This is a genomic window from Streptomyces sp. GQFP, from assembly GCF_021545335.1.
Lineage (GTDB): Bacteria > Actinomycetota > Actinomycetes > Streptomycetales > Streptomycetaceae > Streptomyces.
Window position 1 is genome coordinate 1,955,207 of the sequence record NZ_CP089312.1, and the last position, 25,584, is coordinate 1,980,790.

Annotated in this window: 19 protein-coding genes and 1 pseudogene; 12 read left to right on the plus strand and 8 right to left on the minus strand. The window is 71.3% G+C overall.

From position 1 onward, the window contains the following. Positions 1 to 6: 6 nt before the first annotated feature. The 4 genes from LUX31_RS08545 to LUX31_RS08560 form a co-directional block, all read right to left on the minus strand. A complete protein-coding gene (locus LUX31_RS08545; RefSeq protein WP_235474174.1) occupies positions 7 to 1,284 on the minus strand; it encodes an FxsB family cyclophane-forming radical SAM/SPASM peptide maturase in 1,278 nt (425 codons plus the stop codon). Positions 1,285 to 1,433: 149 nt separating this feature from the next. Continuing rightward, positions 1,434 to 1,607: a YxD-tail cyclophane-containing RiPP peptide gene (locus tag LUX31_RS08550; RefSeq protein WP_235474175.1), complete on the minus strand. Its 174-nt coding sequence runs from the start codon at positions 1,605 to 1,607 to the stop codon at positions 1,434 to 1,436. Between the two features lie 108 nt (positions 1,608 to 1,715). Then, positions 1,716 to 4,925, minus strand: a complete 3,210-nt coding sequence (locus tag LUX31_RS08555) for an SAV_2336 N-terminal domain-related protein (protein WP_268828130.1) — start codon at positions 4,923 to 4,925, stop codon at positions 1,716 to 1,718. Further along, positions 4,922 to 5,986 carry an AAA family ATPase gene (locus LUX31_RS08560; RefSeq protein WP_235474177.1) on the minus strand — a complete coding sequence of 355 codons (1,065 nt, stop codon included), beginning with the start codon at positions 5,984 to 5,986 and terminating at the stop codon, positions 4,922 to 4,924. The genes LUX31_RS08555 and LUX31_RS08560 overlap by 4 nt, the downstream gene beginning before the upstream one ends. Before the next feature lie 386 nt (positions 5,987 to 6,372). On the opposite strand from LUX31_RS08560, the gene LUX31_RS08565 reads away from it, so the two are divergent. The 9 genes from LUX31_RS08565 to LUX31_RS08605 all read left to right on the plus strand — a co-directional run bounded on the left by LUX31_RS08565 (position 6,373) and on the right by LUX31_RS08605 (position 16,356). Continuing rightward, a complete protein-coding gene (locus LUX31_RS08565; protein ID WP_235474178.1) occupies positions 6,373 to 7,392 on the plus strand; it encodes a substrate-binding domain-containing protein in 1,020 nt (339 codons plus the stop codon). A 260-nt stretch (positions 7,393 to 7,652) separates the two neighbouring features. Beyond that, complete coding sequence (locus LUX31_RS08570; protein ID WP_235474179.1) at positions 7,653 to 10,094, plus strand: sensor histidine kinase; 2,442 nt, start codon at positions 7,653 to 7,655, stop codon at positions 10,092 to 10,094. A gap of 14 nt (positions 10,095 to 10,108) precedes the next feature. Continuing rightward, on the plus strand, positions 10,109 to 10,534 hold the full coding sequence (locus LUX31_RS08575) for a roadblock/LC7 domain-containing protein (protein ID WP_053746758.1): 426 nt from the start codon (positions 10,109 to 10,111) through the stop codon (positions 10,532 to 10,534). A gap of 1 nt (position 10,535) precedes the next feature. Continuing rightward, complete coding sequence (locus tag LUX31_RS08580) at positions 10,536 to 10,892, plus strand: DUF742 domain-containing protein (protein WP_235474180.1); 357 nt, start codon at positions 10,536 to 10,538, stop codon at positions 10,890 to 10,892. Next, entirely contained in the window at positions 10,879 to 11,484 is a 606-nt protein-coding gene (locus LUX31_RS08585; RefSeq protein WP_235474181.1) for a GTP-binding protein, read from the plus strand. Before LUX31_RS08580 ends, LUX31_RS08585 begins: the two co-directional genes overlap by 14 nt. Positions 11,485 to 11,608: 124 nt before the next feature. Beyond that, complete coding sequence (locus LUX31_RS08590) at positions 11,609 to 12,454, plus strand: dolichyl-phosphate beta-glucosyltransferase (protein ID WP_235474182.1); 846 nt, start codon at positions 11,609 to 11,611, stop codon at positions 12,452 to 12,454. Beyond that, a complete protein-coding gene (locus LUX31_RS08595) occupies positions 12,451 to 14,634 on the plus strand; it encodes an ArnT family glycosyltransferase (RefSeq protein ID WP_235474183.1) in 2,184 nt (727 codons plus the stop codon). The genes LUX31_RS08590 and LUX31_RS08595 overlap by 4 nt, the downstream gene beginning before the upstream one ends. A 187-nt stretch (positions 14,635 to 14,821) precedes the next feature. Beyond that, positions 14,822 to 16,030: a hypothetical protein gene (locus tag LUX31_RS08600; RefSeq protein ID WP_235474184.1), complete on the plus strand. Its 1,209-nt coding sequence runs from the start codon at positions 14,822 to 14,824 to the stop codon at positions 16,028 to 16,030. Then, positions 16,027 to 16,356 carry a hypothetical protein gene (locus LUX31_RS08605; RefSeq protein WP_235474185.1) on the plus strand — a complete coding sequence of 110 codons (330 nt, stop codon included), beginning with the start codon at positions 16,027 to 16,029 and terminating at the stop codon, positions 16,354 to 16,356. Before LUX31_RS08600 ends, LUX31_RS08605 begins: the two co-directional genes overlap by 4 nt. A gap of 76 nt (positions 16,357 to 16,432) precedes the next feature. Here LUX31_RS08605 and LUX31_RS08610 read toward each other — a convergent pair whose 3' ends face one another. Continuing rightward, positions 16,433 to 18,892 (minus strand): hypothetical protein, encoded by a 2,460-nt coding sequence (locus tag LUX31_RS08610; RefSeq protein ID WP_235474186.1) that lies wholly within the window; start codon positions 18,890 to 18,892, stop codon positions 16,433 to 16,435. Between the two features lie 210 nt (positions 18,893 to 19,102). On the opposite strand from LUX31_RS08610, the gene LUX31_RS08615 reads away from it, so the two are divergent. Further along, positions 19,103 to 22,186, plus strand: a complete 3,084-nt coding sequence (locus tag LUX31_RS08615; RefSeq protein WP_235474187.1) for an AfsR/SARP family transcriptional regulator — start codon at positions 19,103 to 19,105, stop codon at positions 22,184 to 22,186. 324 nt (positions 22,187 to 22,510) lie between these two features. Here the strand turns inward: LUX31_RS08615 and LUX31_RS08620 are convergent, their stop codons facing one another. The 3 genes from LUX31_RS08620 to LUX31_RS08630 form a co-directional block, all read right to left on the minus strand. Beyond that, complete coding sequence (locus tag LUX31_RS08620) at positions 22,511 to 23,701, minus strand: M20 family metallopeptidase (RefSeq protein ID WP_235474188.1); 1,191 nt, start codon at positions 23,699 to 23,701, stop codon at positions 22,511 to 22,513. 68 nt (positions 23,702 to 23,769) lie between these two features. Beyond that, a complete protein-coding gene (locus LUX31_RS08625) occupies positions 23,770 to 23,886 on the minus strand; it encodes an AbgT family transporter (protein WP_235474189.1) in 117 nt (38 codons plus the stop codon). Further along, entirely contained in the window at positions 23,883 to 24,218 is a 336-nt protein-coding gene (locus LUX31_RS08630; protein ID WP_235474190.1) for an AbgT family transporter, read from the minus strand. The genes LUX31_RS08625 and LUX31_RS08630 overlap by 4 nt, the downstream gene beginning before the upstream one ends. 117 nt (positions 24,219 to 24,335) lie before the next feature. Here LUX31_RS08630 and LUX31_RS08635 point away from each other — a divergent pair, with 117 nt between their 5' ends. Both LUX31_RS08635 and LUX31_RS08640 read left to right on the plus strand, forming a co-directional pair. Next, complete coding sequence (locus tag LUX31_RS08635; RefSeq protein WP_235474191.1) at positions 24,336 to 24,473, plus strand: hypothetical protein; 138 nt, start codon at positions 24,336 to 24,338, stop codon at positions 24,471 to 24,473. A 332-nt stretch (positions 24,474 to 24,805) separates the two neighbouring features. After that, positions 24,806 to 25,519 (plus strand): annotated as a pseudogene (locus tag LUX31_RS08640) (LacI family DNA-binding transcriptional regulator); the annotation flags it as partial. Positions 25,520 to 25,584: the final 65 nt, after the last annotated feature.

Sequence of the window (25,584 nt, forward strand, 5' to 3'; positions counted from 1 at the left end):
CGACGTTTACGGTGAATGGTTCACCCGTTTGGCCGGTCTGCCGAATTCCTTGGCCGCCTCGCCAAGGTGGTTCGCGACATGCCTGATCAGGCGCTCGAGGTCCCTGCAGTACACGCTCGGATGGCGAAAGCCGCTGCCTTCCCGGTAGCGGTGCGCGTAATTGCCTCCGCCGCACACCCGCATGACCGGGCAGGTCCGGCACACAGCGGAAAGGGCGGCCTCGCCGAGCTGGCGAGCAGCCATCCCGGGGTGGTCCAAGGCCTCGTCGAAGGAGTTGTGGAACACATCGAGGCCGGTCACGACCGCCCCTTGGTACGCCTGCTTCAGCGAGTCGAGCTGCTCGATGCAACCGTCCGTCTCGATCACGACGGCACCCGCCGGCGACAGCCCTACCGCTTCCGTCGCGCTGGCTCCGCCGACCAGCAAAGCGATGATCTCGGCGAACAGGCGGATCCGCGGCGGCCGTTCGGCACCACGGCCGTCCTCCCACCACCGGTCGAACACGGCGGCCAGCCAGTCACCGTACGGCGTCACGCCCCGGGTCCCGGTCCGGGCGGCCTCCGGAGCACGCACCGGCAGTCCCGGCGGCGGGGCGGACCAATTGGCGTGCGGCAACAGCAGATCGAGGGCGGGCGGCCCCAGCGCGACGAGCGAGCGGTACACCTCGACCGGGTCCTGCCCGATGTCGACGGTGCACAACAGTCCGGCGTACGAGTCCGGATGCCTGGCCAGCAGCCTGGCCGCCCGCTCCGCCGCCGGCCACGACGCGCGGCCCACGTGGTCCACCCGGCGTCGGTTGAGTGCATGCGTGCCGCCGTCGAGGCTGAGGCCGATCCGGATCCCGGCCTCACCCAACTCGGCCAGGACCGATTCCGTGAGCAGAGTGCCGTTGGTCTGCACGGTCGCCGGTGTCGGGCAGCTCGCGGGGACCGCGGCACGGATTGCGGCGACGTACTCCAGCAGAAGTGCCGGACCCGACAGCAGGGGTTCGCCGCCGTGCAGATCGACGCGGACCTCGTCCAGCCCATGGGTCACCACGTGCTCGGCTATGCGCTGGGCAGTACGGCGCATGACACGAGAGGCAACGCGGGGCGGGTGGTCACGCCAGGAGCTGTCAGACCCATGGTAAATGTAACAATAGGAACACGACAGGTTGCAGCGCGTGTGCACCTTCAGCGTGAACTGGCGCAGCGGAACCGGGCGCAGACCGACGTGACGCAGGCGCGGAACGTCCAGTACCGCTCCCGGCCAAGGCGCGGGATCGAGATCGTCGACCGTGGTCACGGCGCACCCTCGCAACGATGTAGGCATGCGGCCCCCTCCCTGCCTGGGTCGTGCATGCCCGCACCGACGCAACGAAAAACGAATGCGCCCGAGCGACCGGAAGAGAGCACCGAAGTCTCCTGTCGGACTCCGGGGTCAATCGGTCACGTTCATGGTGCATCGTCGTAGAACGCCACCGTCGTCGTCCTCTCCATCAGCATCGCCAGTACCTCGTTCAACACGGAATGACCGTCGCTCCCCCGCAAGTCCCCCCACTCGACCCCCGTGAGATCCGGCAGAGGTTCATCCCACGCGGTCGGCTCATCGGTCGCACAATTCGACATGCTGTGCTCCTCCCAGGCACGTCGGCCATCGGCAATTACCCGTGTGGGCAACACACGGAAACCTTTCTTCGGGTCCGCCTGAGGTACATGACCGAAACAACGATCGAATCAGGCCGAACCTGTACCGACCGACCGTGCCGTCAGCGCCCGCATCCGTTCCAGGGTCGTTCGGGCCTCCGGGTGCCGTTCGTCGCCGCCCGCCCCCTGCCAGGCGGCCCAGGCGGCGCGGTACGCGTCGAGAGCGTGGGCCGGGCCCGCCGTGCGTTCCAGGACCGTGCCGCGCCGGTGCAGGGCACGGGCCATGACGAGGAGGTCGTCGGACGCCTCAGCCGCGGAGGCGGCCCGACGGAAGGACTCCGCGGCCCGGTCCTCGTACTCCGTGGTACTGGGCCGCGGGCGGGCCAGGGCCAGCAGCACATCCCCCCGCTCCAGCCACGCCAACGCCTCCGTCCGGGCGTCCCCACCCGTCCGGGCGCCGCGGGCCGCGCGGGCCAGGATCCACTCGGCCTCGTGGAGGTCGGTGAGCGAGCCGCCGAGTTCGTGGTGGCGGTGCAGGGCGCGGGCGAAGAGGAGTCGGCGGGCGGGCAGCGCCGGGTCGCTCTCGGGGGTCTGGGCGAGCGCGGCGCGCAGGACGCGTACGGCGTCCGTGGCGACGTCGGCGCCCGCGACGCCGTCGGCGTGGGCCGCCCGGTTCAGTGCCGCACCGCCCCGCGCCGCCAGCAGTTCCGGGCGCCGCGGATCGTCGGTGCTGAGCTGCGCCTGCGCCCGGGCGAAGTACCCGTCGGCGGTGTCCAGTTCGGCCGGTTCGGCGCTGCGGGTCCAGCGGGCGATGTGGGCTTCCGCCAGCCGCCAGAGCGCGCGCAGCCTCAACTCGCCCGTGTGCGCACCTGATCCGGCGGCCCACAGTGCCTCGGTCAGCGCCGTGACAACCTCCGACGCCCCCTGATCCCCCGTCACGATCGCCCGGGCCGCAGCCAGTTCGAGCCGCGCCCGGCAGACGACCCCCGGCGGTTCCCCCGCCCGCTCTGCCAACGCCGCAGCCGACTCGAAGTCGGCTGCCGCCTGGACGGCCAGGGCCCGTGACTCGTCGGCCGAGTCGCGCTCGCGTGCGTTGGTGCACAGTTCCATCAGTAGTCCGCCGCGTGCCAGCAACGCCGTTCCGGGCAGGGGGTGTTCGCCCGGCCAGCCCTCCAGTAGGGCGTCGAGCCGTACCTGGGCCCCGTACAGCAGTCGTCGGTCACCGAGGAGGCGGTAGCGGGCGCGGACGACCTCGACGACGTGGAGCAGGACGTCGAGCAGGGGGCCCGGCTCGGAGCGCAGCAGGGCGTAGGCGCGCTCCAGGCTCTCGGCCGCCTCGGCCAGTGCGCGGGCCCTCGCCTCGTCGTCGGGCTCGGTCGCTGCGCGGGCCCGGAGGACCCTGCCGAGGACGAGGTGCGCGCGGGCCGGCGGTGAGCCGGCGGGGTCCGCTGCCGCGCGGACGGTGTCCTCGGCCTCCCGCAGCACCGCGCGGTCCCGGTGGATGTCCCAGAGGCCGAGCAGGCATTCGGCGAGGAGTGCCGCCGTTTCCGCGCCGGGCGCGGTCGCGCGCAGGATGCGTACGGCGTCCCAGAGGTCGCGGATGCCGCCCTGCCGTTCGTAGCGGGCGAGGCGGGTACGGGCCAACCGGAGGGCCAGTGATTGCGACTGCGATTGGCTGGAGGTGGGGTTCGGGGTGGCGTCGACGTCTCCCGGCTGGAATCTGCGCAGCACCCTGCGGGGTACGTCCGCGAAGGGTTGCGGGACCGGTCGGCCGGGAGTCTCCTCGGTGTCGTCCGGGTGGCCGACCCCGGTTCGGGCGGTCGTCCCCGAGAGGTGGCCGACCACCACCGCGGGGAAGTTCCGGGCCCGCGTTCCCCACACCCGTTCCAGATAGCGCGAGCACTGTTCCAGTACCGCGCGGGCCTCGTCCAGCTCCAGTCGGCGAAGCAGCAAGTCCCTTACGCCCGGGGCGAATTCGTACCAGGGGCCGGGGCCGTCGCTGTCGTCCGCCACCTCCACCAACAGGTCGCTGAAGAGCACCTCGGCCAGTTCGACCGGGCCGGTGCCGGGCAGCAGGGCGCGCTGTACGAGTTGCATGACGGGGTACGACAGCGGCGCCGCCGAGAGGCAGACCGCGAGGCGGCGGGCGGCCGGGGAGGCGGTGGTGCGGAAGTCCTCGACCAGCTGTTCCGGGGTGCGGTCGGGGCGGGGAGCGGGTGCCGTTCCCGGGTCCGCGGGCCCGACCATGGCCACGGAGGCCGTCAGCGTGTCCGCCGACCGTTCCGACAGCAAACGTGCCCAGCCGCCGAGTGCGGCGGGGGTAGGCGGCAGCACGGGGACCGGCAGCGCCCCGCCGTCCACGGGACCCCGGTCGCGGAACGGCCGGAAGCCGAGCGTCCCGCCGGGGCCCGCCGTGCGCCACAGGGTGCCGGGTTCGGTGGGCAGCAGGGTCTGCGGCCACAGGCGGGCGGGCAGTGGCTGTACGACGGCCAGCGGGCCCGTGCGCAGCCGCCGGTGGAGCAGCCGCTGGGCGGCGCCGTGCCGCCACAGCGGGCCCGAGCAGTCGCTGAGCAGCAGGGTGACGGTCCGGCCGCTCGGGTCGCGCAGACCGTCCGCCGGGGCGAGCCATTCGCTGCCGCCCGCCCGGCACAGCACGCCGACTCCGCCGTCGGGGTGCGGGCGCAGCCGGTGGACGGTCACCGACCGGAAGGCGCCGGACTGTTCGCAGGCGAGGCGCAGTTCCTCCAGGGTGCGTTCCCAGGCGCCCATCGACGGCGAGTCGTCGGCCAGCAGCTGCATCCGGGACTGCCGTCTCCGGTCGGCCCGGAAGACCGGCAGCGCACAGTCCCCGACGGCGCTCGCCTGCGCGGTTCGGGACTCGTCGAGGACGTCGTCGGTCCGGGGGCGCGGCGGTCCGGCCGGCGCCGGCCTGCCCTGGAGGGGCCGCAGGGCGTGCCCCAGGGACAGCAGGCCCGGAAAGGCGGAAGCCACCGGTACGAGGATCTCGGCGCCAGGCGCGCCGTACGTTCCCTCGGCCCCCTCGTCCCGCACCACCGCGAGAAGTTGCGGAGCCACCGGCCGGTCCACCCGGTCGGACGGGAGACCGTCGCCACCGTAGTCACCAACCCCATCACCAGGCCCGGCACCTACCTCGCCGCCGGCCCCGCTCTCCGCCTCGGCCATCCGCCCCGCCAGCCAGAGCGCATCCGCGAGTTCAGTGGCCCCCGCCCTGACCCCCGCCTCCCTCAGACGCCGGACCAGCGAATCCAGCGGGTCCAGTGACCCCCCACCCCCACTCACCGCGCCGGCCGATTCAACGGCCGCATGAGTTGGTCCGCGAGGTGCGCACGGGTGCCCGGTTCCTCGTTCTGGGCGTGGCGGGTCAGGTAGATGGCGTTGAGGAGCTGGTCGGCGGCTCGTTGTTCGCCGGGCCTGCGTTCCAGGAAGCGGGCGATGACGTCGGCGTGCTGTTCGGCCGCGTCCTCGCCGAAGTGGGCGCGGACCATCGCAGCGAGCCTGTCCTCGTCCGGGGGCTCCAGGTGGAGGTGGACGCAGCGCCTCAACAGCGGTACGGGAAAGTCGCGTTCACCGTTGCTGGTGAGGACGATGAAGGGGAAGGCACGGCAGCGGACCCTGCCCTCGTGGACCTCCACGGAGCGACCGTCGTGGTCGCGGACCCGTACCGCCGGGCGGTGTTCGGCGATCCTCTCCAGCTCGGGGATGCCGAACTCGCCCTCCTCCAGGACCCCGAGGAGGTCGTTGGGCAGGTCGATGTCGCTCTTGTCCAGCTCGTCCACGAGGAGTACCCGGGGTCGTGCCGTCGGGAGCAACGCGGTGCCGAGCGGGCCCAGTTGGAGGTAGCGGCCGATGCCCCGGGCGAGCAGGTCGGGTGCCTCCGGGGGCAGTTGGCCGGGCGGTACCGACACCGTGCCGGCCTCCGGGCGTTCGCGCGGACGGGTGATCTGGAGGTCCTGCAGGCGGCCCAACGCGTCGTATTTGTAGAGGCCGTCGGTGAGTTGGGTGCGGCTGACGATGGGCCAGTGCAGTACCCGGCCCAGCCCCAGTTCATGGGCCACGGCGTGCGCGAGTGTGCTCTTGCCGCTGCCCGGTTCGCCGGTGACGAGGAGCGGTCGGCGCAGATACAACGCCGCGTTGACCAGCTCCAGTTCGGCCGGGGTCGGCCGGTAGTGCTCGGCGAAGGCGCGGCTCTGGCCGAGCCTCCGGGTGGAGACGGTGTCGGCGGCGGCCGGCGGCCGGATCAGTGGGCCGCCGTCGAAGCGGCGCCAGGCGGGCGGGTCCGGGAGCCGGTCGACTCCGTCGTGCGGTTGTCCGGTGCCTCGGTAGATCAGCCACTCGTTCACGTCACGCTCCTCGGTGCAGGACGGGCGAGGCTGCCTGATGACGGTTCGGCCGGGCACCGGGGACACGAAAGGGAACCGGAGGCCCCTTTTCCCCTTCCATTCCTCCTCCGCACCGGCAATCCTTCAGACACTACCCAGGACCGACCGAGGGGGATCACACGCGCCGGGCACACCCCGAACCGGCTTGTGGACTCCGGTTCCAACTGGTTGCTCACTTGACTACCAGGCGTCACATCCGATTGGCTCCGCCCCAGCGAAAGTCGGACAGTCAGTGCACGTCGACCGACGATCGCGCAGATTTCGCCGTACCCACTCCCCCTCTCGCCCTTCCTCTCCCTCTCTATGTCCTTCCCCTCCTCGGCCGCGCAGCGAGGTGCCGCACTCCCATGAACACACCCCCCGTCTCTTCCGGTTCCGCACGATCTCCCCGTGTCACCGCCGTCGCCGCCGGTGTGGCCGCCGTATGTCTTCTCGCGGCCGGCTGTTCGGGTTCCGGCTCCGACGGGTCGGACTCCGGCCAGGGCACCGCCGGTGCCGGCACCGCCCGGATCAAGGTCGCTCTGATCACCCACGGCGCCAAGGACGACGCCTTCTGGGAGCGGGTGCAGAAGGGCGCCGAGGCCGCCGCGGCCAAGGACAACATCGAGCTGACGTACGAGAGCGACCCCGATGCCGCCGCCCAGGCCGCCCTGGTGCGCGACGCGGTCAAGAACAAGGTCGACGGGATCGCCGTCACCCTCGCCAAGCCCGAGGCGATGAAGAGCGCGGTCGCGCAGGCGAGGTCGGCGGGGATACCCGTGGTCGGTCTCAACTCGGGTATCGACGCCTGGCGTTCCGCGGGCCTGATGTCGTTCTTCGGGCAGGACGAGAGCACCGCCGGTCGCGCCCTCGGCGACAAACTGGACACGCTCAAGGTCAAGCACACCCTCTGCGTCATCCACGAGCAGGGCAACGTCGCCATGGAGGCGCGCTGCGCCGGAGTGAAGAAGACCTTCACCGGCGAGACCGAGAACCTCTATGTGAACGGCACCGACATGGACGCGGTGACCGCGGTCGTCGCGGCCCGGTTGACCCAGGACCCGGACATCGACGAAGTCGTCACCCTGGGCGCGCAGTTCGCGCTCGCGGCGGTGAAGTCGGTGGACGAGTCGGGCAGCAAGGCGAAGATCGCGACGTTCGACCTGAACAACGACATCGTCAACGCGGTCAAGAGCGGCGAGGTGCAGTTCGCCGTGGACCAGCAGCCCTACCTGCAGGGTTATCTCGCCGTCGACTCGCTCTGGCTGTACAAGTCCAACGGCAACTTCAGCGGCGGCGGTTCGGCTCCCGTGCTCACCGGGCCGGCCTTCGTCACCAAGCAGAACATCGCCGACGTCGCGAGGTTCTCCGCCGACGGCACCCGCTGAGCCGCCCGCTCCTCGACTCCGCCCAGCACCCCTCCGCGGGGCTTCCGTATCCCCCTCCGCCTCGCTCCCCAACCCTCCCGCGCGGCAACCGTCGTACAACGGCTGAACCAAGCTTTGGGGGCTCACGGTGCGTACGTTCACTTGTACGGATAGCATCCTGCGGACCCGGAAACATGTTCCGGCGCCTGTTCCGCTTCTGCCGCCCCCTGCCAGTTGTCACCTGCTCACTCCCGCTCACCGCTGATCGCTCTAGGACGACGATGCCTCCACGCAAAGGTGCCCGGCGCCGTCTCGGCTCCATACGTCTCTCGCTGATCCTGCTCGCGCTAGTGCCGAGCGTCACCCTCGCCGCGATGTGGGGCGTGACGACGATTCAGATGTTCTCGGAGGGCCTGCGGCTGCGGGACCAGACGGGGCTCAGCAAGGCGACCGGTGCCATGGGCACCGATGCCACGATGGCGTTGCAGAAGGAGCGCACGCTGTCGGCCGAGTGGCTGGCCTCGCCCAGGGGCGACCGCAGCGCCCTGGACGCGCAGCGCAAGGTGACGGACAAGGCGGTCGCTCAACTGGTCGGCCAGACCAAGGCGATCCAGGAGGCCCCCGACCGCATCAGCGAGCGGATGTACTCGGTGATCGCGGCGGCGGGCAGCCTGGAGTACTACCGCGGTCAGGTCGACAGGCTCACCGACATCTCCGCCCAGCAGGCGCTGGACCAGTACTCGTCGATCATCGGCACCCAGATCCACGCCTTCCAGGAGCTGTCCCAGGTCGACGACGGCGACCTCACCTCCCAGGCCGGCCCGCTCGTCTCGCTGGAGCAGGCCGCCGAACTGGTCGCCCAGGAGGACTCGCAGCTCAACCTGGCCTGGACCGCGGGGAGTCTGGACCAGCAGGAGTGGGAGTCGTACGTCCGACTGGTGAGCGCCCGGCGCTGGGTCGTCGAGGACCAGCTGATCCAGTCCCTGAGCGGCACGGCGAAGACCCGTACCGAGGCGATCCTGGCGGGCTCCGCCTGGAAGACCCTGACCTCCATCGAGGACCAGGTGCTCACGTCGGGCACGCCCGGCGGCGGCACCGACCGGAAGATCACCCTGCCGGACAAGCAGAAGCAGTGGTCCGCCGCGATGGACGAACTGAGCGTCCAGTACGGCTCGCTGATCCACGACGAGACCAGGGGCCTGCTCACCCGCAGCGCCGACGAGGCGCGGTCGCTGCTGATCAAGGCGGCCTCGCTGAGCGCGGGCGGGTTCGTAGCGCTGCTGCTGTGCATCATGCTGTCCTGGCGCATCACCCGGTCCCTGTCCCGTCGGCTGCGCGGGCTGCGCATGGCCACCCTGGGTCTGGCCGAGGAGCGGCTGCCGGACGTGGTCGCGCGGCTCAACCGGGGCGAGAAGGTCGACGTCGAGTCGGCCACCCCGCCGCTGGACTACGGCCACGACGAACTCGGCCAGGTGGCCCACGCGTTCAACGCGGCGCAGCGCACCGCCGTACACACCGCGGTCGAACTCGCCGACACCCGGCGCGGGTTCCAGAAGGTCATCCTGGGCATCGCCCGGCAGAGCCAGAACCTGGTCAACCTCCAGCTCACCAAGCTGGACGCGCTGGAACGCGCCCACCAGGACCCGGAGATCCTCAAGGGGCTGTACGAACTCGACTCCACCGCGAGCCAGTTGCGCCGGTACGAGGAGAACCTCGTCATCATCAGCGGTGAACGGCCCGGCCGCAGCTGGACCGAGCCGGTCGCGCTGATCGACATCCTGCGCAGCGCCGTCGGCGAGGTCGCCGAGTACCAGCGGGTCGACGTACAGACCGAGGAGGACGTGTATCTCGCGCCGCCCGCGGTGGCCGACGTCATCCATCTGCTGGCCGAGCTGATCGACAACGCGACCGCCTACTCCCCCGCGCCCAGCCCGGTCGGCGTACGGGCCGCGATGGTCGCCAGGGGGCTGGCCATCGAGATCGAGGACCGCGGTCTCGGCATGTCCGAGGAGGACTACGCGTCCTTCAACGAACACCTGGCCGAGGCCCCGCAGTTCGACGTGGTGGCGCTCGCCGACGACCTGCGGCTCGGCATGTTCGTGATCGCGCGCCTCGCCGTCCGGCACGGCATCCAGGTCACGCTGCGCTCCTCGCCGTACGGCGGCACGACGGCGATCGTGCTGATCCCGCACGATGTCGTCGTCCGCGAACTCGCCGCGCCCGACACGGACTCCTCGGATACGGAGAAGGCGTCCGCCGAGGTGCCGGGGCCGGTCGCCGCGGAGCGTCCGGCGCACGAGCGCGTCCGGGACCGGGAGACACCGCCCGTCGCGGCCCGCGTCCGGATCGCCGACGCCGGTCCCACGCCCCGGCAGGCCGCCCTCGTCGGGGCGGGCCGCGGCGGTGAGGGCAAGGCCGAGAAGGGCGCCGCCGCGCGCAAGGGCGGGCTCACCCCGCTGCCGCGCCGGGTGCCGCAGACCAGTCTGGCCGCCGAGTTGCGGGAGGACGACCCCGACGGCACGTCCGAGGACTCGCTCGACGAGTTCTCGGCGGAGCGCGCGGCCTCCTCGCTCTCCGGTTTCCAGCGCGGAACCCTCCAGGCCCGTGACGACGACGCCGAAGAGCAGTACGACCATGGGGAGGACGACTCGCCTCAGGAACCCGACGCACCGCTCCCCGACGCAGGCACTCCGGTCACCTCGACTCCGCCCGCAGACCGCTGATGAAGGACAGAGAAATGACACGCCCCACCCCCGCCACGCACACCGAGCTGGACCAGTTGCTCACCGGACTCGTGGACCGGGTAGCCGAGGTGAACCACGCCGTCGTGCTCTCCGAGGACGGACTGGTCGTCAGCAGGTCGACGGCGTTCCTGCGCGACGACGCCGAGCGGCTCGCGGCGACCGCGTCCGGGCTGATGAGCCTCAGCAAGGGCGTCAGCATGGACTTCCGCGGCGGTCCGGTGCGCCAGGCACTGATCGAGATGCGCAACGGCTACCTGATCCTCACCGCGGCCGGTCCGGGCGCCCATCTCGCCGTGCTGACCAGCCAGGGAGCGGACGTCGGGGTGGTCGCGTACCAGATGAACATGCTGGTGAAGAAGATCGGTGAGCACCTCAGCGCGGCCCCGCGTGCCGGGGTCGCCGGCGCGGCCGGCGAGTGAGGTGAGCGGAAGCGACGCGGCCGGCCGGCTCGTCCGGCCGTTCACGCTCACCGGCGGGCGGACCCGGCCCAGCCGCGCCGACTTCACGCTGATCACGTCGGTGACGGCGGTGGAGCCACAGCCCGACGGCGGCGCCCGGCCGCAGCCCGAGCACGCTCGGATCCTGCGGCTGTGCGCACGGCCCGTCGTGGTGGCGGAGCTGGCGGCCCATCTGGACCTGCCGGTGAGCGTGGTCGTCATCATGCTGTGCGATCTGCTGGAGGCCGGCCGGATCACCGCCCAGTCCCCGCGCCAGATCTCGCGCACCACGGACATGGACCTGCTCCAGAAAGTGAGGGACGGCCTTGGCCGGCTCTAGCCTGACCGCGAACGGGACCTCGGCGCCCGACACGGTCAAGATCCTCATCGCCGGCGGCTTCGGCGTGGGCAAGACGACGATGGTCGGCTCGGTCAGCGAGATCGTGCCGCTGCGCACCGAGGAGCCGCTCACCGCGGCCGGCCTCGGCATCGACGACCTCGACGGCATCGAGGAGAAGAAGGCCACCACCGTGGCCCTCGACTTCGGCCGCATCACCCTCAGCCAGGAACTGATCCTGTACCTCTTCGGTACGCCGGGACAGCAGCGGTTCTGGTTCATGTGGAACGACCTGGCGATCGGCGCGCTGGGGGCCGTGGTCCTCATCGACGTACGCCGGCCGGAGTCGAGCTTCGCGGCGATCGACTTCTTCGAGCGCCGGGACATCCCGTTCGTCGTCGGGGTGAACGGCTTCCACGGGGAGCATCCGTACGAGCCGGACGAGATCCGGGAGGCGCTGGCGCTGCCGGAGCACACGCCGGTCCTGCTGTGCGACGCGCGGGACCGGGAGTCGTGCCGGGACGTACTGATCGCGCTGATCGACCAGTTGATCGCGTCGGCGACTCCGGGCGGCGGGGACGCGCACACGGCCTGAAGTCACGTGTCAGCACGTCACGTGTCACCGGTCGCCTTTGAGCAACCTGTGAGTCCGCTGATTCTCATTCGTCGCTCAGAGTCGCCTCAGGGTCGCCCCAGATACGGCCCCGATCGTCACTGGCATGAACGAAACGAACGCGAGGGGCGTCCGGCAGCGTTCGGTCGAGATCGTGGTGCCGGTGTACAACGAGGCGCACGTACTCGCCGAGAGCATCGGCCGTCTCCACGCCTACCTCGAAGCCTCCTTCCCGTTCCCGTTCCGCATCACGGTCGCGGACAACGCCAGCACTGACGCCACCTGGCAGGTCGCGACCGACCTGACGCTCCACCTCCCCCACGTCCACGCCGTCCATCTGGACGCCAAGGGCCGGGGCCGCGCGCTGAAGCACGTGTGGAGCGACTCCACGGCCGACGTGGTCGCCTACATGGACGTCGACCTGTCCACGGGCCTGGCGGGTTTCCTGCCGCTCGTGGCCCCCCTTCTCTCCGGCCACAGCGACGTGGCCATCGGCAGCCGGCTGCACCGCCAGGCCGACGTGGTGCGCGGCCCGAAGCGCGAGTTCATCTCCCGCTCCTACAACCTCCTCCTGAAGCTCGGCCTCGCGGCCCGCTTCTCGGACGCCCAGTGCGGCTTCAAGGCCGTCCGCACGGACGTCTTCCGGGCCCTCGCCCCGCACATCGAGGACAACGCCTGGTTCTTCGACACCGAGTTGCTGGTCCTGGCCCAGCGCAACCGCCTCCGCATCCACGAGGTGCCGGTCGACTGGGTCGACGACCCCGACAGCCGGGTCGACATCGTCCGCACCGCCCTCGACGACCTGAGAGGCATGCGCCGGATGCTGCGCAGCAGCCTCACCGGCCGCGCCCGGATCGCCGTACCCCACCGCGTGCCCGCGCAGAGCCCGGTAGGCGCACCCCAGCACGTCACCAGCAGCAGCCCCGCCCCCAGCTTGGAGTACGTATCATGACGACCCTCGCCCCGCCGCCGACCCGCGACAGCGCACCCGCGCCCCGCCACCGCGCCGAACCCCCGACGTCAGGCGGCGGTCTCGCGGCCCGCGCCAAACGCCTGTTCACCGGCGCCCCCGAGGACCCGAGCTGGACCCGCCCGACTCTCTGGGGCATCCTCCTCCTGGCGACGGCGCTCTACGCCTGGAACCTCTCCTCCATCACCGGCAACACCTTCTACAACGCGGCCGTGTACAGCGGCACGAAGAGCTGGAAGGCGTTCTTCTTCGGGGCGTTGGACTCCGGCAGCTTCATCACCGTCGACAAACCCCCCTTCGCCCTATGGGTGATGGGCCTGTCGGCCCGCGTATTCGGTTACGGGACCTGGCAGTTGATGCTGCCGATGGTCGCGGTCGGCACGGGCTCGGTGGCCCTGCTGTTCCGCATGGTGAAGCGCGACTTCGGCCCGGTGGCGGCGACGATCGCGGCCCTCGCGCTCACTCTCACCCCCATCACGGTGGCGATCACCCGGGACACCAACCCTGACCCGATCCTGGTCTTCCTGATGCTGCTGGGCGCGGCGGCCCTGATGAAGTCGGTGCGCACCGGCCGGCTGATGCCGCTGGTGTGGTCGGGCGTGGCGATCGGCTTCGCGTTCAACACGAAGATGATGCAGGCGTACGTCGTCCTGCCGGTCTTCTTCCTGGTCTACCTCTGGGCGGCCAACGCGAGCCTGGGCAGGCGCATCCGCAACCTGGCCGTCGGCACGGTGGCCCTGATCGTCTCCTCCGCCTGGTGGATGGTGGTCGTCGACCTGATCCCGGCCTCCTCCCGCCCCTACATCGGCGGCTCGACCGACAACACGGTCTGGGACCTGGTCATCGGCTACAACGGCTTCGGCCGGATCTTCGGGGCGAGTTCGTCGACGGGCTCGGCGGGCAACGGCGCGAGCTTCGGCGGTACGGCGTCCATCTACCGCATGTTCAACGAGATCATGGGCGGCCAGATCTCCTGGCTGATCCCCTTCGCGCTGATCGCCCTGGTCGCGGGCCTGGTCCTGCGCGGCCGTGCCCCTCGTACGGACGCCAAGCGCGCGGCGCTGATGCTCTGGGGCGGCTGGTTCGTCCTGCACTACCTGACCTTCGCCCTCGCCGAGGGCACCTTCCACCCGTACTACGTCACGGCCATGGCCCCCGGTATCGCGGCCCTGGCGGGCGCCGGCGGCGTGATGCTCTACCGCGCCTTCCGTGAGGGCTCGGCGGCCAAGTGGGCCTGGGTTCTTCCGCTGGCCATCGCGGCGAGCGCGATCTGGGCGGTCGTCCTGCTCCAGCGGGTGTCCGGCTCCGGCACGCTGTACACGGTCGCGGAGATCGTGGTTGCGGCAGCGGGCACCATCGCCGTACTGGGCCTGCTGGTCGGCCGCTTCACCAAGCGGCACCGTCTGATGGGCGTCGCGGCACTGGCCGCGGTGGTCGCCCTGCTCGCAGGACCGGCCGCCTACTCGGTCTCGGCCGCGACCTCCAGCACCAACGGCACCAACCCGACGGCCGGTCCCAGCACGGGCGGCGGCATGGGTGGTGGCGGTGGCGGTGCTCCGCAGGGCTCCGGGGGTACGAGCAGCAGCAGCGGTACGAGCAACAGCGGCGGCCAGTCGATGGGGACGCCCCCGTCCGGCAACTCGTCGTCCTCCAGCGGGAGTTCGTCGGATGCGGCGGCCGAGTCGGGCACCCGTCCGAGCGGTGACGGTGGCGGCACCGGTGGCGGTGGCGGCGGGATGGGCGGCGGCACCCAGGTGTCGTCGGACATGATCACGTACCTCAAGAAGCACCAGGACGGGGCGACTTGGCTGCTGGCGGTGGCCACCGACCAGACGGCGTCCTCGATCATCCTGGAGTCGGGCCAGCCCGTGATCTCCATGGGCGGCTGGTCGGGCAGCGACAACGCGATGACCCTGGCCAAGCTCAAGAGCCTGGTGAAGGCGGGGAAGTTGCACTACATCATCGTCAGCAGCGACTCCGGCCAGGGCACGAACTCCGAGATCGCCACCTGGGTGAAGGCGAACGGCACGGCGGTCGACTCCTCGGAGTACAGCACCAGTTCGACGAGCAGCTCGTCGAGCTCCACCTCGACGTCCACGTCCACATCCACCACGTCGACCAGCAGCGGCCTGTACCGCCTGGACGCCTCCGACGTGAGCTGACCGACCTTCCTCTCCCCTCCCCACGGGCGGGCCACCGGACATCTTCCGGCGGCCCGCCCGTCCGTCTTCCCCTCCTCCGCGCCTCTGCAAGGTTTCGGCAAGGCCGTGGCAAGCCTTCCGACCCGATATCGGGGCAACCCCGAACCGAGCATTCCAACTCACCAGGAACACGACAACGGGGGTACCGATGGACGGTGCACGGCAATGGCTGACGCTGCCGGGCTGCAAGCGGGTCCTGGCCGTCGTACACACGCAGGTGTACGGACAGCGGCTGCGTGACGTGCTGTCGCTGCTGGAGTCCGATCTGCGGATCCAGGTCGACTTCACGATCGCTCCGCACGCCTTCAACGCGGGCGCTACCCGCTCCGTGCCCGTGGAGCACGACAGCCTGCTGCCCTGGGAAGCGGCTCTCGACGACAGGTTCGACCTGGTGCTGGCCGCCGGTTCGCAGGGCGTCGACCGGCTCCACGGCCCGCTGCTGCGGCTGCCGCACGGCGCCGGGCACATGAAGCTCTCGCGGCCCGCCGACGACCGGGATCCGGGAGCGCCCCGGACCGTCGGCGGGCTGGGCAGGCGGTATCTGGTGCGGGACGGACGGCTGGTGCCCAAGGCGCTGGCCGTCGCGCACCGGGACGACCTGGACACGCTGCGGCGGGAGTGCCCGGAGGCGCTGCCCGTCACCGAGGTGGTCGGTGACGCCACCCGCGACCGGATCGCGGCGAGCATGCCGCTGCGCGCCCGCTTCCGTGCGGCACTGGGGCTGCGCGGAGCTCAGAAACTGCTGCTGGTCTCCTCGACCTGGGGAACCGGGTCCTCCTTCAACCGCCTGGACGCGCTCCTGCCCAGGCTCCTCGCGGAACTGCCGGCCGACGAGTACCGGGTGGCCGTACTCGTCCATCCCAACGTCTGGTCGGGGCACGGTTCCTGGCAGGTACGGTCCTGGCTGTCGACGGCCCGGCGGCACGGGATCGTCGTCGTCCCGCCGGAGCTGGACTGGCGCTCACTGCTCGTCGCGGCGGACTGGGTGATCGGCGACCACGGCTCCGTGACGCTGTACTCCACGCTCACCCGTGCGCCCATCATCCTGGCCCGCTTCCCGGAGGAGGACGTCGATCCCGCGTCGCCGGGCGCCGAACTCGCCCGCGTGGCACCGGCGTTGTCCCCCGCACACGCGCTGCCCGAGCAGCTCGCGTACGCCCGGTCCGTCTATCCGGCCACGGGGTACGCCCGGATCGCGCGGCGCATCTCCTCGGAGCCGGGACGGTTCGGACCCAACACCCGCAAGCTGATGTACCGACTCCTGGGCCTGGGCGAGCCCGCCCACGAACCCGTACTGCCGCCGCTTCCGCTCCCCCGCCGGCTGTGGGGCGGACGCCGGAGCAGGAGTTCGGCGTGAACGACACCGTGATCGACACCGTGATCGCCGACGATCCGGTGATCGTCTGCCTCGACACCACCGGGGAGAACGGGGAGAACTGGCGCGAGTGCGCCGACGTGCTGTTCAGCACCCGCCCGAGGCCGGCCGCCGAAGCGTGGCTGCTGGCCGGGCTGGTGCTGTGGCGCTACCCGGGGTGCTCGCTGGTGCTGCTTGCCGGCGTGGGCGGCGGTTGTGTCGCGCGGGCGCGGGTCGGGGTCGGCGGCACCCCTGTACTCAGGACGCACGCCGGGGTTACGGCAGCTGTCGCGACCGGTCCGCCGGACGACGTGCGTCGGCTTGGCTGACGGGCTCGTAGCGGGCCAGGGACTGCGCGCACCAGTCCCTGGCCCGCTCGACATCCCCACGCCTCCGGCGCCGCGGTCACCGCACCTGCTGCAGCCGGCCCTCCAAACGACGCGCGTCGACCTCACTGACCGGCTCGTAGCGGGCCAGGGACTGCGCGTACCAGTCCCTCGCCCGCTCCACATCCCCACGCTCCTCGGCCCCCTCGCCGAGCATCTCCAGCACACGTGCCTGCCAGTGGACCGAGCCGGTCTGTTCGAACTCGGTGATCGCCTGGCGGAGTTGGCTGTCGGCGAGGTCGTGGTGAGGAGTGCCGAGGCGGGCGTGGGCCCGGCCCAGGTATGCCAGGGCGCGGGCCGCGTCGTACGGGTCGTTCTCGGCCAGGAGGTCCACGCGGGCCCGGGTGAGGTGGGCGAGGGCCTCGGCCGGGTGGTCGTCCGCCAGGGCCGTGTCGCCCAGGCAGAGGCGGGTCAGGGCGGTGCCTCGCCGGTAGCCGATCTCCTCGCGCAGGGCCAGGTCGCGGGTGAAGTACTCGCGGGCCAGGTCCAGTTGGCCCGCGAGCCGGTGCGTCTGCCCCAGACCGTGCAGCGCCTGGGCCTCGTTGCGCAGGGCGGCCGTCAACTCCTGGGAGCCGTCCGCCTCTTGCCGCCCGAGTCGGGCCGCGTCCAGCGCCTGGCCGAACCAGGTCAGGGCCTCTTCGTACCGGCCCACGTTGCGCAGGCCGGCGCCGCCCGAGGTGAGCATCCGGGCGATCCCGGCCGGGTCCCGGTCCCGGCGGGCCGCGGCGAGGCCGATCTCATGGGCCTCGATCCACAGGTCGTAGGGGCGAAGACGGAGGAACAACGGCCAGAGGGCGTCCGCGAGTTGCCAGGCGGCGGCGTTCCAGCCCCGGGCCGCCGCGGTCCGCAGTACGGCCATCAGCCGGGCGCGTTCCGCGTCGAGCCAGCGCAGTGCGCCGGGGGCGTCGGTGAACGGCGGTGCGGCGGGCGGCTCGGGCCAGTCGCGGCGCAGGGTGCGGTGGCTGGGGGTGAGGAGGGCCTCGGCGGCCGTGGCCACGGCCAGGTGGTGGTCCACGACACGTCGTACGGCCCGGTCGCTGTCCTCGACGGTCTCCTCCTCGGCGGCACGTTCGCGCGCGTGGGCGCGGATCAGGTCGTGGAAGCGGTAGCGGTCGAGGCCGGTGCGCGGATCCGGCCCGAGGTCCTCCAGGAGGTGCACCTCGACCAGTTCGTCGAGCATCCGGTCCATGTCGGCCGGCTCGGCAGCACAGACCGCCGCGGCCACCGGCGGGGTGAGCACAGGTACCGGAGCCAGGCTCAAATACCGGTAGATGTAGGCCAGTTGGGGTTCCAGGAGGCGGTACGACTCCTGCAGCGCCGCGCGTACGGCGGACTCGCCTCCCATCCGCAGCGCCTCCAGCGGGCCTTCTCCACCGCCGCCGCTCAGCGCCCGCGCCAGCACCTCCAGCGACTGCCGGGGTCTGGACGCGGCCCGCGCTCCGGCCACGCACACGGCCAGGGGCAGCCCCGCGCAGGCCCGGGCCATGGCCAGCGCCGCCTCCGGCTCCTGCCGTACCCGGTCGGCGCCCACCCGGCGGCGGAGCAACTCCATGGAGTCGCCGGTTCCCAGCGCGTCCAGCGGGACGAAGGCCGCACCCTCCAGGCCGAGGCCGGTCAGCCGGTTCCGGCTGGTCACGACCGTGAGGGCCACCGTCGATCCCGGCAACAGGGGACGCACCTGGGCGGCACTGAGCGCGTTGTCGAGCAACAGGGCGATGCGCGCGTCGGCGGTGACCGAACGCCACAGCGCCGCCTGCTCGTTCAGCTCGGCGGGGATGCGCTCATGGCCGAAGGAGCGCAGGAGTTCCGTGAGGAGTTCGCCGGGGCGGGCGGGGCCGTCGGCGGAGTGGCCGCGCAGATCGGCGTACAACTGCCCGTCGGGGAAGGCCTCCGCGCGACCGAGGAGCCAGCGGCGGGCCAGTGCGGTCTTGCCGATGCCGGCCGGTCCGCTGATGACGGCGATCGTGGCGCCGTCGGGCGAGGCGTGCGCCAGCCGGTCCAGCTCCGCCCGTTCGGCGAGCCGGTTGATGAAGTGGCCCGGCACGGGCGGCACTTGACGCGGGACGGCCGGTGCCCTGACCGCCGACGAATCGAGTACGGGGTGGAAGTGGACACCGCCGGTGATGTCGCGGGCCTGGACCACCGGTCCGCCGATGCTCGTGGAGCCGCCGATGCTGTTCGCGACCTGGTGGCGGGCGTTGTCGGCGGCCTCCGTGGCCAGGACGTCGGCGTGCCACCGCCGTAACTCCCCGGCGAGCGCGGGGCTGTTGGCCGCTTCCGCGGCCAGCAGGTCGGCGAGGGCGCGGGAACTGCCGGCCGCGCCCGTGCCGGTGGACTGCTCGGTCCAGGCCCGTACGGATTCGGTGACCGCGGGCGCGGGCAGCGCGCCCACGAGGCGGGCGAGTGCCTGCTGGGCATGTGGCCGTCGGGCGGCCAGGGTCAGGGCCGTCTGTAATTCCTCGGCCGTCACGTGCTGCATGCGCCGCTTCCCCCAGGTCCCCCGATGCCCGACGCCCTGTGTCCTACCCGGCCGCCGACCACATCAGACCGAACTAGTTCTTGGCGGGTTCGTATCCGTCAGAAATGAGCCATTAAATCTTTTGAGTTGTAGCAATATTTGAACAGTTATTGACCGCATGCGATTCTTATCGACGCCAGAGCGCAGGCCGACCGTCGGACGGGGGCACTGGTGGACTTGGAAATCCGCTTACTGGGACCGGTCGAACTGCGCGGAAACCAGTACGCCGATCCGCTGGGCTCAGCCAAGGAGAGGCTGCTCCTGGCCGCCCTGGGGTTCGAAGCGGGGCGCCCGGTTTCCCTCGACGCCCTGATCCACCGGCTGTGGGACGAGAGCCCGCCCGCGCGACCCCGGGCGAGTCTGCACTCGTACGCCGCCCGGATCCGGCGCAGACTGCGGGCCCTGGACAGCGAGGCGCGGCTCGTCCAGCAGGCGCACACCTACTCCCTGAACGTGCGCCCCGACCAGGTGGACTACCACCGCTTCCAGGCGCTGACCGCCCGGGCGCGCGCCCTCAGCGACACCGGCGACGACCGGCAGGCGCTCGGTCTGCTGCACGAGGCGGGCGCACTCTGGCGAGGCGAGCCGCTGGCGGGCCTGCCCGGGCTGTGGGCCGAACACATCAGGGGCGTCCTCGGGCAGCGGCACCTCTCCGCGCAGCTGGTCCGTATCGAACTCGAACTGCGCGAGGGCCGCTTCGCCGAACTCGTCCCCGACCTCACCGACCTCCTGGAGGAGCACCCCACCGACGAACTGCTCGCCGGCCAGCTCATGACGGCCACCTACGGCAGCGGACGGCAGGCCGACGCGCTGCGCGTCTTCGAGGGTGTCCGGCGCCGGCTGCGGGACGACCTCGGCGCGGACCCTGGCGCGGCGCTCTCCCGGCTGCACGGACTCGTCCTCAACGGCGCGCCCGTACAGGCCTTCCTGCCCCGGCCCGAGACCGCGGTGGGCGCCGGTGCGGCGGCGGTGGCAGCGGTCGCTGCGCCCCGGGCGCTGCCCGGTCACGCCGAACTGGTCGGCCGTGAGGAGGAGTTGGCGGCCATCGTGGACACCGCCTCGCCCCTGGCGGCGGGTGCGGCGGCCGGACGTACCGTCATCGCCCTGCAGACCGTGTCGGGCATGGCCGGAGTCGGCAAGACGTTGATCGCGCTGCACGCGGCGAGACGACTCGGGCCGCTCTACCCGGACGGGGCCGTCCACCTCGACCTGCTCGCCCACACACCCGGACAGGAGACGCTCACCACCGAGGCGGCGCTCAGCTCCCTGATCCGGGCCTTCGGGATCCCCGCGAAGGACCTCCCGCAGGACCCGCACGAGCTGGCGGGCCTGTGGCACAGCCTGCTCAGCAACCGGCGCGCCATCGTCATCCTCGACGACGCCGCGGGCCCGGAACAGCTGCGCCCCCTGCTGCCGGGCGCCTCGCCGTCCCTCGTCATCGTCACCAGCCGCCGACGGCTCACGGGGCTGCCGGGCATCCGGTCGATCCAGCTGGACGTACTGCCGCCGAAGGACGCCGTCGCCCTGTTCCGTTCCGTGGCCGGCGAGGACCGCACCCGTCAGACGGGCGAGGTCGCGGACATCGTCCGGCTCACGGGCTTCCTCCCCCTCGCCATCGAACTCGCTGCCGGGCGACTGGCCTCCCGCCCCTCCTGGACGACCGCCCACCTCCTGCGCCGGCTCACCCACGGACAGGGGCGGCTCCAGGAAATCCGGGACGGCACCAGGGGCGGGATAGCCACGGCGTTCGAGGTTTCGTACAGAACACTGACGAGCGAAGAACAAACGCTTTTCCGATTTCTCGGGCTTCGATTCGGTCCGGAGATCGACGCATACGCACTCGCCGCCCTCGCCGGCCTTCCGCACGACGCGACGGAAAATGTCCTGGAGGTGCTGCTCGACGCCCACTTGGTGCGCGAACCCGCCCCCGAGCGCTACACACTCCACGATCTGCTCGGCGAATACGCGCGCGACCTGGTCATGTCCGAGGAATCCGACATCGTGCGCGACCGGGCCGTGGACAGAATGATCGATTTCTATGTGCACGCATCCGACGCGGCCGACAAATTGATCCAGCCGCGCGCCCTTCGCCCGCATCGTCCGCTGCCGCCGCCGGAGCATCCGGTGCCGCCCTGGGACGGTCCCCGGTCGGCCCGCCGCTGGCTCCTCGCGGAGCGCACGGCCCTCCTCGCCGCCGAACGCCACTGCCGGGCCACCGGGCGTCTGCGGGCGGCGGCCCTGCTCGCGAGCGCGCTGGCCGGATTCCTCGACGAGGAGGGCTACTCGGCGGACGCCCGGCGCATGCACGCCTCCGCCGTACAGCACTGGCACACGGCCGGCGAACGCCAGTCCGAGGTCCACGCGCTGATCGACCTGGGGAACGCGCTGTCCCGCTGCGGCCGGTACGAGGAGGCCCGCACCGCCCACCGGCGCGCGCTCCAGGGTGCCGGGGAGACTGGCGACACCGAGGCCAGGGCCGAGGCCCTCCACCAGCTCGGGGTTCTCCACTGGAATCTCGGCCGGCTGACGGAAGCACTCGAGTTCCAGCTCAACACCCTGCGCCTACGAATCGCCTCGGGAGACCGCTGGCAGATCGCCCGCTCGCGGAACAACCTCGGAATTACACATCTCTACCTGGGGAACGTCGAGGAGTCCCGCGACAATTTCCATGCAGCCCTCACCGACTTCCGAAGATCGGCGGACGGACGAGAATACGCGCATGTCCTCAACAATCTCGCGGATCTCCATCTCCACACGGGCGACACCGATACCGCACGCCGAATTCTCCAGGAAGCGCTGGAGACCCTCAGTGAAACGGGCAGCCCTTCGGAGAGTGCCATCACCCAGGTGAATCTCGCCAGCACCATGAATTCCCCGGAAGAACTCACCGCCATGCTCGACCTCTACCAGGATTCCCTGGCCACCTTCCGCAGGCTGGGCGACCGCCGCAACGCCGCCGACACCCTGCACGCGATGGGTGCCGCCCTGCACGCCGCGGGCAGGTTCGGCGAGGCGGCGACCCGGCACCAGCACGCCCTGGACCTGGCCCGAAGCGTGGGCGCCGCACACGAACAGGCCCAGGCACTGCACGCGTTGGGACTCGCCGAACTCCAACTGGGCCAGCAGGCCTCGGCCACGGCGCACATCTCCGAGGCCATCGAGATCGCGGACCGGATCGGCGCGGCCAGGGAGGCAACGCAGGCACGCGCGAGCCTGGCCGGACTTCGCACGGCGACAAACATCTACCAGACCTAGAACTCGTTGAATAGCCCCCTGTAGCCATGTTTTGTCAGTTTGCGCTGGAAGGCGGCCATCAATAGAATATTCACAGGGTCGCAAAACAGCACCCGGTCCCTAGTGGTTGCAGGAGAAACAAGAGAATATGTCCACCCGCAGGATTTCGAAGGCACCCGTGTACCGCCAGGCAGTGGCCTGCCTCTCGTTGGTTGCCTTCGCGGTAGGGATATGGATCTGCATTCCCAGCTCGTGGCTCGGAACCGCAGTCGCCTAATTCCGTCCGGTGCGGTGACGAAAGGACTCGCCGGTCGTCACCGCACCACCCTGCCTCGCCGGGTCCGCCTACTGGGCGTGGGCCATCAGCAGCCCCGCGAGAAGCGCCGTACGGGCGGGCACGTGCCCCAGCAGCACATGTTCGCCCCGCGCGTGCGCACCCCCGCCCACCGGGCCAAGGCCGTCGAGGACCGGGCGTCCCAGTGCGGAGACGAAGTTGCCGTCGCTCGCTCCGCCCACGCCCGTCTCACGGATCGGCCGGCCGAGCCCGGACGCCACCGACTGCGCCTGTTTGAAGAGGAGTTGGGAGGCCGGCGTCGGCACCATCGCCGGGCGGTTCCAGCCGCCGGTGACGGTCACCCGCACCCGGGGGTCGGAGGCCGTGAGGGCGGCCAGTTCGGTGTCGATACGGGCCGCCTCGGCGGGGTCGGCGATGCGTACGTCGACACCGCAGCGGGCGTGTCCGGCGATGACGTTGCGTCCCGTACCGCCGCTGATCACACCGACGTTGACCGTCGTGCCGTGCTCGCGTGAGCCCAACTCCGCGATCCGGGTGACCAGTTCGGCCAGGGCGTGCACAGCGCTCGCGCCGCCGTACGGGTCCAGGCCCGCGTGTGCCTCCACGCCCGCCACGGCCACCTCGAAGAGGCCGACCCCCTTGCGGGCCGTCTTCAGGTCGCCGTCCGGACCCGCCGCCGGTTCGCACACCAACGTGGCCGCCACCCGCTCGCTGAGCCGCTCGATGTGCGGCCGGGAGAACGGGCTGCCGATCTCCTCGTCGCCGTTGAGGAGCAGCCGTACCGTCGGGAGCGGCAGGTTCCGTTCGCGCAGCAGGCGCAGTGCCCAGATCGCCTGTACCAGGCCGCACTTCATGTCGAAGGCGCCCGGTGCGCTCACCCGGCCGTCGTCCGTCACGGTGAACGGCCACTCGGCGAGGGTGCCGGCCGGCCATACGGTGTCGTAGTGGGCGAGCAGCAGCACCTCCGTCTCCGAGGTGCCCCGGTAGAGGAGTTCCAGGACATCTCCGTGTTCGCCCCCGTCGTGGCGCACGACCTCGTCCGGCGAACCCAGGCGCCGGTGCGCCCACCCCTCGATGGCGGCGAGTCCGGCGGACAGCAACTCCTTGTCGTCACTGGGGGTTTCGCATTCGACCAGGGTCCGCAGGTCGTCGGTCATCTCGGGCAGGGCGGTACGGGCCAGGGCCTCGATGTCGGGCAGCGGCACGGGCGGCTCTCCTCGTACGGCGTGGGAAGAAGACATGGGAAAGCGGGTAACTACCCAGGAACGCCAAGGAACATGGGGAACGTGGGCTTCCGGGGAGCCGGGTTTCAGCGGACGGGCACCCCCGGTCCCAGCGGCAGGCTCAGGGAGAGCAGCGTGCCGATGCCCGCGGAGCGCCGGTAGCGCTGGACGACGCCCAGGGTCATCACGAAGTACGCGCTCATCGGGTCGCCGCGTTGGTGCACGAGTCGGCGATGCGGTACACCGCCTGGGTCACCTCTGGCGGGGTGTCCAGCAGCATGAACATCGGTACGAAGACCGAGCCGACCAGCGCCCACTGGGCGGAGCCGCTCGTCACCAGCAGGTTGATCACCGTACAGACGAGCAGGATGCCCAGGAACGCCAACGAGCTCGCGTCGCACTCGGCGGCGACCGACACGAACGCCACCACCGCGCCGAGCATCGGGCTGCGCCCCACCGCCTTGAACGCGAGCGCGCCGAACTGCTCCAGGCGGTCCCGGCGACCCGCCTCGACCCGGACGACCCCTGGGTCCACTGGGCGACGGCCTCCCTGCGCCGCAGCACCGGCAAGGTCCCGGCCCTGCTGCCAAACCTGGGCGGCACGCCCCCCAACGCCGCCTTCGCGGAGATCCTGGGCCTGCCCACCGCATGGGTGCCGCACTCGCACCCGTCCTGCGCCCAGCACGCCCTCGACGAACACCTGCTCGGTTCGGTGGCGCGGGAGGGCCTGCGCATCATGGCCGGGCTGTTCTGGGACCTCGGCGAACCACAGCCGACGGCCACGCGCTGACACCCGCCGACTCCCACGCACTGACACCCGCTGCCTGACTCCGGCGCCTGACTCCGCCGTCCGACTCCGGCACCCGGCCCCGGCACCCCGCCCCGCCCCGCCCCGCCGCGCCGCGCCGCGCCGCCTGACTCAACCGTCCGACTCCACCATCCGGCTCCGGCACCCCGCCCCGGCACCCGGTCCCACCACCCGCTTCCAGCGCCCTCCAGCACCCCGACTCCAACGGCGAAAGTCACGCCGAGATTGCGCGACCCCTTGACGCGCCCCGTCCGACTGCGTAGATATGACTGCGCTGTCATGACAGCGCAGTCAGAGATCCGCTAGGAGTCGCCGTGACACGACAGACAGGACGGGGTGCGGCCTCGTCGACGCCCCCCAGCGTCGACGTGTCACGCCTCGCGGGTGTCTCCCAGAAGACCGTGTCCCGGGTGCTCAACGGCGAGCGGTACGTCTCCGAGGACGTACGGCGCCGTGTTCTCCAGGCCGCCGAGGACCTCGGCTACCGGATGAACAACGCCGCCCGGACACTAGCGTCCGGGCGGACGAGGTCCATCGGCGTGGTGACGCTGGGTACCGCCCTGTACGGGCCCGCGTCACTGCTGATGGGCATCGAGCGCGCCGTCCGGGACACCGGGTACGCGCTGCGGGTCGTCAGCACGATGGAGGGCGACCCGGCTGGCGTCGCCGGTGCCGTCGGCTCGCTCCTCGAACAGGGGGTGGACGGCATTGTCGTCTCCGAGCCGATCGACGAGGGCGCCGGCGTGGCGGAGCTGACCGTGGACGTACCGGTCCTGGTCATCGGCGCACCGCCGCCCTTCGCCACCTCCCACCCGGTCACCTCGGGCGGCGGGGCGGATCTGCTCACCCGGCCGGCCACCCAACACCTCCTGGATCTCGAATATATGACGGTCCATCACCTCTCCGGTCCGCCACGCTGGTTCGCCGCCAGGGACCGGCTCGACGCCTGGCGGGCCGCCCTCGCCGCCCATGGCGCGCCCGAGCCGCCCGTCGTCGTGGGCGACTGGTCGGCCGCCTCCGGATACGCAGTAACTCCCTTATGCAACAAGCGAGTTACCCCCGAACCACCCAACTCCCCTTTCTTCCCTGGAGG